Here is a 602-nt window from a genome sequence, read left to right on the forward strand (position 1 = left end):
ACCAACACTTTTGTCGTAACTGATGGAGCTGGACTTCAATCAACTTGTAGTTTTGATGTAACAATAAATGATACCGAAGCTCCAATAGCAAACTGCGCCGCTCCGTTTACGATCCAATTGGATGCAACCGGCAATGCCACTATCACTGCAGCTGACATCGAAAATGGCAGTACAGATAACTGCGGAATCGCAACAACCACAATAGACAAATCCATATTCACCTGTGCAGATGTAGGTCCGAATACAATTACCTTAACCGTAACCGATGTAAATGGCAATACTTCAACCTGTACAACAGCGGTAACCGTTGAAGACAACGTAGCACCAGTAGCAAATTGCGCAGCACCGTTTACGATTCAATTGGATGCAACCGGCAATGCCAGCATCACCGTTGGCGATATTGACGCTGGAAGCACTGATGCCTGCGGAATCGCAACCACGACAATTGACAAGTCAACATTCACCTGTGCAGATGTAGGTCCGAATACAATTACCTTAACGGTAACTGATGTAAACGGAAATGTTTCAACCTGTACTTCCACGGTTACGGTAACAGATCCGTTGTCTGCTTGTAACCAATTTCCAGTGGCTGTTTGCCAGCC

Annotated in this window: 1 pseudogene; it reads left to right on the top strand. The window is 45.5% G+C overall.

Annotated features, from left to right (window positions below):
• Nucleotides 1-602, top strand: a pseudogene (locus K8089_RS16280) (hypothetical protein); the annotation flags it as partial.

Source organism: Aequorivita vitellina (genome assembly GCF_022008365.1).
Classification (GTDB): domain Bacteria; phylum Bacteroidota; class Bacteroidia; order Flavobacteriales; family Flavobacteriaceae; genus Aequorivita; species Aequorivita vitellina.